This window comes from Desulfovibrio sp. SGI.169 (assembly GCF_050313595.1).
In the GTDB taxonomy this organism is placed as follows: domain Bacteria; phylum Desulfobacterota; class Desulfovibrionia; order Desulfovibrionales; family Desulfovibrionaceae; genus Desulfovibrio.
In genome coordinates this window covers 1-5,493 of sequence record NZ_JBNPLS010000057.1, presented here as the reverse complement: position 1 = coordinate 5,493, position 5,493 = coordinate 1, and the positions used below count along the sequence as shown (strand labels likewise).

The following is a 5,493-nucleotide window of genomic DNA, read 5'->3' as shown; positions in this document are numbered from 1 at the left end:
ATTTTTATTTACGGTTATCGTTTGACCACGCAACTTTGCAGATCGCGAACTATTGTTTGAAATCGTCCTTCTTTTTCTTCAAGCCAGTGGAATATTCTGTCGTACAGCCATTTCGGGTCAGCGTGCAGGCTGTAGCCATTGATATCCAGAAAGACATGACAGACCGCAAAGGCTGTCCTCTTATTGCCGTCAACAAACGGATGATTGATGAGCAGGCTTTCCATAAGTGCGGCGGCCTCTTCAATGATGTCCTTGTAATATCCGCTTTGCGGTCGGAACAACGCTGCTTCGATTGCTCCAAGGTCACGGACCCCTTCGGAACCGCCGTATGTTTCTATGGACAAAGCGTGAATCGCCAGAACTTCATGCAGGGTCGGGTAATCCCTCATTTCGCCAGTTCTCTGTACAAGCTGTCGTATGTCGCCATACTGTTTCTGAACGAATCCAGAACATGTCTGCGAGGAGTATTGCTGGTTTTACGCTCAATATACTCGCGCAAGGCTTCATCCACCAACGCTTGTATCTGGCGGCCTTCATCGGCGGCAAGGCGTTTCAGGGTTGCCAGCATAACCGGGTCGGCCTGGGTGGCAAACTTGACCTTTGCCTTTTTTTCTATTTGAGCCTGTTGCATAGGAATCTCCTGTATCCAGATGATGGCAGTCTTTCATGAAATGTCAAGATATATCTTGATAACTATCGTGAAGAAAGCCCTCTGAGCATTGCGGCTCAAAGGGCTTCCGGGGTTATACGTTGGGCCGCTACCACAACCCGCAACTCTCAATCACTCACGGCGCATTCGGCCAGGAACAAGGACTCCAGAACCTTGCGCGAGTTCTTTCGTCCTTCCAAAATCATTTGACCGTGTTCCAGCAGGGCTTGCGGGTTTTGCAGGAGCGAAACCAGACCTTGCAGCATGATCAGGATACTGCCTTGAATCGCGCCTCGTTTGGGAATACTCTGGAAAGCCGTATCCAGCAGTTCCGCCACCGGCGCGACTCGCGGTTCCACAAAGGTCAGGCCCATGAGCTTGTCATAGATGGATTTAAGAGGCGACAACGCCTTGCGGGTGATTTCTGTTTTTCCGGCATAGCAGCGGTGCCAGGCTTCGCCGGCCGCCTTGGCGACTTCATCAAAGAGCGTCGTGCCGAGCGTATCCACATCGTGCTAGAGATCGTCTTTCAGCGCGCCTGCGGCGGTATCCGGACTTTGTACTTTGAACATCTGCCAGCGAAAGTCCATGCGTGAGCGCACATATTCTTCACTGACTGTTGAATTGGCGATGATGTTGCCCCATTGCGGATGCCTGGCAATCCAGTCCTGTACGTACTGCTCATAATGTTGCAGAAACGATTCTTTGGCCGCGCTGAATTCATCACGAATGGCGGAAAGCTCAATGCCAATAGCATCCATTCGCGTTTCGGGAACGGCCCATCCACTCAGAAAACGAATGCCGTTGCGTTCCAATAAGTTGACGACACGCCCCTTCAACGTGCCGAATATCCGCAAGTCCTCGGGGTTACAAATACGCTTGCTGCCGAGTGAGGCCAGGTCTTCGGGGGGGCAGTTCCGCTCCCCCCAGGCCAAGCGGAACCAGCTTCTTTCGGGCTGTCCAGATGTGAATATCGAGATTACCACAATCAGGTGGTCAAGAACTGTGATGGTTGTCGTCATGGTGTTCTCCTTTCAATACACGTGGAGTTTTCTTTTTGGGCAAGGAAGACATGGAAATGCGCGAAGGGAGTGGGCCAAATCAGCCCATGCCGTAGCGCATTTCAAGTCTGACGCCGCCAAAAGAGAAAAGAGCCGTGTATTACGGCAGGCTGGTTTCACGAGGCATAATGCTGTACCCTGTATTGATTTTGCTCATGAACCGCTGTTTGAGTTCCAGCACGGGATTTTTGTCCTGCACTTGGCAAGTGGAAAATGCTTCAATGTGCCTTGCGTCCCCGTCTTGCCCCACCTGACCGACAAACCGTTTTCCATCGCTACGCCGAGCCAGAACTTGCCGCCTGACACGGAAGGGCTTTCCAGGACGATACGAGGGTATTCGGGAAGGGTGAGCAGGGAGTCAGGATCGTTCTGTACGGAGGGGATAAGCTGATCCAGGCGTTGGAGAACGGGAGGAGCCTTAAGCTGATTGGCCGGATACCAACCGTGAGAGGCGGTTTCATCCTGTGCGGCAGAGTCGCCTCCTGTCACTCCCCCAATTGCTTCCCCTGTTGTGTGAAGACGCGCTGTATCAGTTCATGCAGCATGGCCCTCGTCTCTTTACAGGCTCTGAATCCCAAGGCTCTGTCGAGCGCGTAGGCCACCGGCTGGACGCCCTGATTCGCCAACGGCTGATAGCGGATGGTCAAATCAGCCCACCGGAGCAAAGAGCGTGTACTGAAGGTGACTTCAATGCTGCCGGTGTGGTAGCTGTTCCCGGATTCCCCCATGAACAGCCTTCGTACTTCATTGGCGTATTCCACCATCTTTTTGCGAATACCATCCGGGAGTTGAGGAGCCGTTTTTTCCAGCAATAATTCTTCGGCTTCGGCTCTGGGATAGGTCACTTCGCAAAGTACAAAACGGTCCATCAGTGCGAGATTTTGACGCAACACGCCTTGATACAGGCCGGTTTCATCGCTGCCGCCGTTGCTGTTGGCCGTGGCCGCGAATCGGAACATGGGGTGCGGCACGACAAGCTCGCCGCCGTTTTCCGGGATGCACAACGGCTGTCCATCAAGAATGCCGTTCAGCCCTGCGGCTGTGGATGGTTCGAGCAAGTCCATCTCGTTGCACAAAAACAATCCTCCGAACTTCATTGCCAAGGCCAGAGGGCCGTATTCAAACTCCATGTTCCCCTGGCGCACAACGTGATGCCCGACGAGTTCCGGAAACTCCAATCGGCTGTGGCCGGTGACTTCAAACACCGGGTAATTGAGCTTGGCCGCGAGTTGCTTGATGATAGTCGTCTTGCCACAGCCGGTCGGCCCGTAAACATAGAGCGGATCGGATGTGTCAATGAACCAGACCACGATGTCCCGGCTCTGTTCGTGGAAGATGTAGTTCCCGTCAACAGCCGGAGTGAACAGCGACGGGACTGCGTAGCCCTTGACCATTTTGCCCGAAGGCGTGCCGCTGAACAGGGTCCCGGCGTCGAAGGCTGCGGGTTGCAACGATTGCAGGATAGCAATGGTGTTCTCCATTTTTCCTCCAAAATGAAAACGGCACATCCAAAAGGACGTGCCGTTCATGAGATTCTTTGTTATTAAGCTTAACTGGTTATACCGACTCGTTCCATAAATTCAACAAGTGAAACAACATGCAACTCAGGGTATATGCCACGCAGTTCCAAGAGGTGTTTGTCTCCTGAAACCAGAAAAGCCGCACCTGAGGCTTGGGCCAGATGAATAAAAACAGCATCATCCTTGTCGCGCAGCAACTCCGCAACATTATGGCGGTTGTTTATTGCCACAGTTTCGGCCCACGGAAGTATATCCGCGAGCAGTTTTTCAATATCCTCCTGCTCAAGCTTGAACTTGGGGTATCCAAGTACACGGATCAACTCGGTTACGGTTTCCCGGCAGACGATGGGAACAATGTCTCCGCGTTGCCATGCGGCGCGTAACTGTCCGGCTTTTCCGTGTGAGAAGATGAGCGCGGACACCAGGCAGTTGGTGTCCAGCACGACCCGAACAGGCGTCATGCCTGTATCCCCCGGCTCCAGGTGACGGCATCCTCCACATCCTGTTCCGTGATGCCGAGTGCCGCCAGCTTTCTCCTTACGGAGTCAGCGGGTTGCACCTGCATGGGAGTGAGAATGATGCGTCCGTTTTCAAGCGCGACATCGACATATTCCGGTTTGCCGATTTGCTGCATAACAGCCTTTGGAAGTGTGAGCTGATTCTTTGTAGTAATTTTAGCGAGCATAGGTTCTCCTTTTGAAATGAAAAACAAGGATTCCTTGTTTTAGGAATATCTTGTTTTCGGGAATTGTCAAGATTCAAGTGAGCATATCAACAACCGGGGTGAACAGTGTGGGAGTTGTGAATCCCTTGACCATTTTGCCCGAAGGCGTGCCGCTGAACACGGTTCCGGCGTCCAGGTTGGTTGAGTGCAGATTTTCAAGAATAGCGGTGGGATCAGCCATAGAAAAATCCTCCTGAAAATTGTGCTTGTATTCTATACGGCATTGCCGTATAGAAAGACCATGTACTATGAATTCATAGAGCTTGCCCCTTTTGCCGCTGTGCGTGATGAACTGTTTGGAGATGAACAGTTTTTGGAATTACAGTGGTACTTATGCCGGCGTCCTGAAGCAGGGGACGTGATCCCTGAAACAGACGGTTGCCGTAAACTTCGCTGGAAAGTCCAGGGTAAGGGCAAACGAGGCGGTACGCGGGTGATCTATTTCTTGCGGACAGAAGCCGGGCAGATTGTTCTGGTGGCGGCCTATGGCAAGAATGAACTTGATGATGTGCCGCGCCAATGGCTACGCAAGCTCAAGGAGCATTACGATGAGTAAGACAACTGAACTTTTGCGGCAGATGCTGGACGACCCCACCGGGGAGATGTTGCGTCCCGCGCGCAAGACTGAACTCCTACCTCAGCCTGACGGTTCCCTGAGACGACGTATTACGGACAAGATGGGCAATGTAACCGAAGATACTATCAGCGCGGAGCAGCGTTTATCCTTGGATGCCAGAACACAGCTTAAAATGTCACAACAACAATTTGCCGCCATGTTGGGTATTTCTGTGCGGACTTTGCACGATTGGGAACAGGGACGAAGAGAACCTTCAGGGCCAGCACGTACTTTATTGAAGATAGCGGCAAGTCATCCTGAAGTTGTACGGAAAGCTATACAGTCAGTTTGAGTATTCACATCCTTTCTGACATTGTATTCCTCTCCTTGCAGAGGGTGTTACTACAGATTCACCTTCAGAATCTCTTTCGCTGCATGGACGGCGTTGCTGGTTAGTTGCCGTTGCCACGCATGGAAGCGCGGTGACCATTTGAAACCGCGCTTTTTGAGCAGGCCGCGAAGCGCTTCATCGGGTTTATCGGCAAAAATGATTTGCAGACGATTCGCTTCGGCATTGGCAACCACTTCGCCGCCGTCAAACGTCCAGCCTTGAAAGGGATTTTCAGCACGGCGTTCAAGTTCGGCAATGCGTTGCTTCACCCGCTTGATTTCCGCGAGGTTGTAGGAAAGGCGATAGGTCGGGATGAACCCCATGCCCGTATATCTTTCCAAAGCGCGCCGCATTTTATCGGTAAGGCCGGGGCAGCCATCAAGCGTTTTGTGCTTGTGATAGTAGGCGTTGACGGCCTTCATGTCCGCATGACTCTGTTCCAGAGAGGCAAGTTTGTTTTTCAGCTTCGCAAGAGCAGCCGGGTCGCCAGAACGTATGCGGCCTGTCCGTGGCGGCTATTTTAGCCAAGAGAGCTTTGATCCTCTCATAGTCCCGCATGTGCTTGTCCCGTGCGGCATTTTGTTTTTCCTTT

At 52.4% G+C, this 5,493-nt stretch carries 9 protein-coding genes and 1 pseudogene; 2 read left to right on the top strand and 8 right to left on the bottom strand.

Annotation, left to right across the window (positions count from 1 at the left end):
- Window positions 1-14: 14 nt before the first annotated feature.
- From ACQRA4_RS13525 to ACQRA4_RS13495, 7 genes and pseudogenes are all read right to left on the bottom strand, one after another.
- Window positions 15-389: a type II toxin-antitoxin system death-on-curing family toxin gene (locus ACQRA4_RS13525; RefSeq protein WP_427823579.1), complete on the bottom strand. Its 375-nt coding sequence runs from the start codon at window positions 387-389 to the stop codon at window positions 15-17.
- The gene (locus ACQRA4_RS13520; RefSeq protein WP_427823578.1) at window positions 386-631 is read right to left on the bottom strand and encodes a hypothetical protein; all 246 of its coding nucleotides are present in this window, start codon (window positions 629-631) and stop codon (window positions 386-388) included. The genes ACQRA4_RS13525 and ACQRA4_RS13520 overlap by 4 nt, the downstream gene beginning before the upstream one ends.
- Window positions 632-777: 146 nt before the next feature.
- Window positions 778-1,671, bottom strand: a pseudogene (locus ACQRA4_RS13515) (DUF3150 domain-containing protein).
- Between the two features lie 524 nt (window positions 1,672-2,195).
- Window positions 2,196-3,191, bottom strand: coding sequence for an AAA family ATPase (locus ACQRA4_RS13510; protein ID WP_427823580.1), 996 nt, complete (start codon window positions 3,189-3,191; stop codon window positions 2,196-2,198).
- 68 nt (window positions 3,192-3,259) lie between these two features.
- The gene (locus ACQRA4_RS13505) at window positions 3,260-3,691 is read right to left on the bottom strand and encodes a putative toxin-antitoxin system toxin component, PIN family (RefSeq protein ID WP_427823577.1); all 432 of its coding nucleotides are present in this window, start codon (window positions 3,689-3,691) and stop codon (window positions 3,260-3,262) included.
- Window positions 3,688-3,915, bottom strand: a complete 228-nt coding sequence (locus tag ACQRA4_RS13500) for an AbrB/MazE/SpoVT family DNA-binding domain-containing protein (RefSeq protein ID WP_427823576.1) — start codon at window positions 3,913-3,915, stop codon at window positions 3,688-3,690. Before ACQRA4_RS13500 ends, ACQRA4_RS13505 begins: the two co-directional genes overlap by 4 nt.
- A gap of 73 nt (window positions 3,916-3,988) precedes the next feature.
- Window positions 3,989-4,135, bottom strand: a complete 147-nt coding sequence (locus tag ACQRA4_RS13495; protein ID WP_427823575.1) for a hypothetical protein — start codon at window positions 4,133-4,135, stop codon at window positions 3,989-3,991.
- A 60-nt stretch (window positions 4,136-4,195) separates the two neighbouring features.
- Between ACQRA4_RS13495 and ACQRA4_RS13490 the strand changes: the two genes are divergently transcribed.
- Window positions 4,196-4,510 (top strand): hypothetical protein, encoded by a 315-nt coding sequence (locus tag ACQRA4_RS13490; RefSeq protein ID WP_427823574.1) that lies wholly within the window; start codon window positions 4,196-4,198, stop codon window positions 4,508-4,510.
- Window positions 4,503-4,862, top strand: a complete 360-nt coding sequence (locus ACQRA4_RS13485; protein ID WP_427823573.1) for a helix-turn-helix domain-containing protein — start codon at window positions 4,503-4,505, stop codon at window positions 4,860-4,862. Before ACQRA4_RS13490 ends, ACQRA4_RS13485 begins: the two co-directional genes overlap by 8 nt.
- A 50-nt stretch (window positions 4,863-4,912) precedes the next feature.
- Here the strand turns inward: ACQRA4_RS13485 and ACQRA4_RS13480 are convergent, their stop codons facing one another.
- Window positions 4,913-5,323 (bottom strand): hypothetical protein, encoded by a 411-nt coding sequence (locus ACQRA4_RS13480; RefSeq protein ID WP_427823572.1) that lies wholly within the window; start codon window positions 5,321-5,323, stop codon window positions 4,913-4,915.
- Window positions 5,324-5,493 lie beyond the last annotated feature (170 nt).

Excerpts from the sequence above, each read along its gene's own strand:
- ACQRA4_RS13525 (WP_427823579.1), bottom strand. The coding sequence starts at position 389 with ATGAGGGATTACCCGACCCTGCATGAAGTTCTGGCGATTCACGCTTTG.
- ACQRA4_RS13520 (WP_427823578.1), bottom strand. The coding sequence starts at position 631 with ATGCAACAGGCTCAAATAGAAAAAAAGGCAAAGGTCAAGTTTGCCACC.
- ACQRA4_RS13510 (WP_427823580.1), bottom strand. The coding sequence starts at position 3,191 with ATGGAGAACACCATTGCTATCCTGCAATCGTTGCAACCCGCAGCCTTC.
- ACQRA4_RS13505 (WP_427823577.1), bottom strand. The coding sequence starts at position 3,691 with ATGACGCCTGTTCGGGTCGTGCTGGACACCAACTGCCTGGTGTCCGCG.
- ACQRA4_RS13500 (WP_427823576.1), bottom strand. The coding sequence starts at position 3,915 with ATGCTCGCTAAAATTACTACAAAGAATCAGCTCACACTTCCAAAGGCT.
- ACQRA4_RS13495 (WP_427823575.1), bottom strand. The coding sequence starts at position 4,135 with ATGGCTGATCCCACCGCTATTCTTGAAAATCTGCACTCAACCAACCTG.
- ACQRA4_RS13490 (WP_427823574.1), top strand. The coding sequence starts at position 4,196 with ATGTACTATGAATTCATAGAGCTTGCCCCTTTTGCCGCTGTGCGTGAT.
- ACQRA4_RS13485 (WP_427823573.1), top strand. The coding sequence starts at position 4,503 with ATGAGTAAGACAACTGAACTTTTGCGGCAGATGCTGGACGACCCCACC.
- ACQRA4_RS13480 (WP_427823572.1), bottom strand. The coding sequence starts at position 5,323 with ATGAAGGCCGTCAACGCCTACTATCACAAGCACAAAACGCTTGATGGC.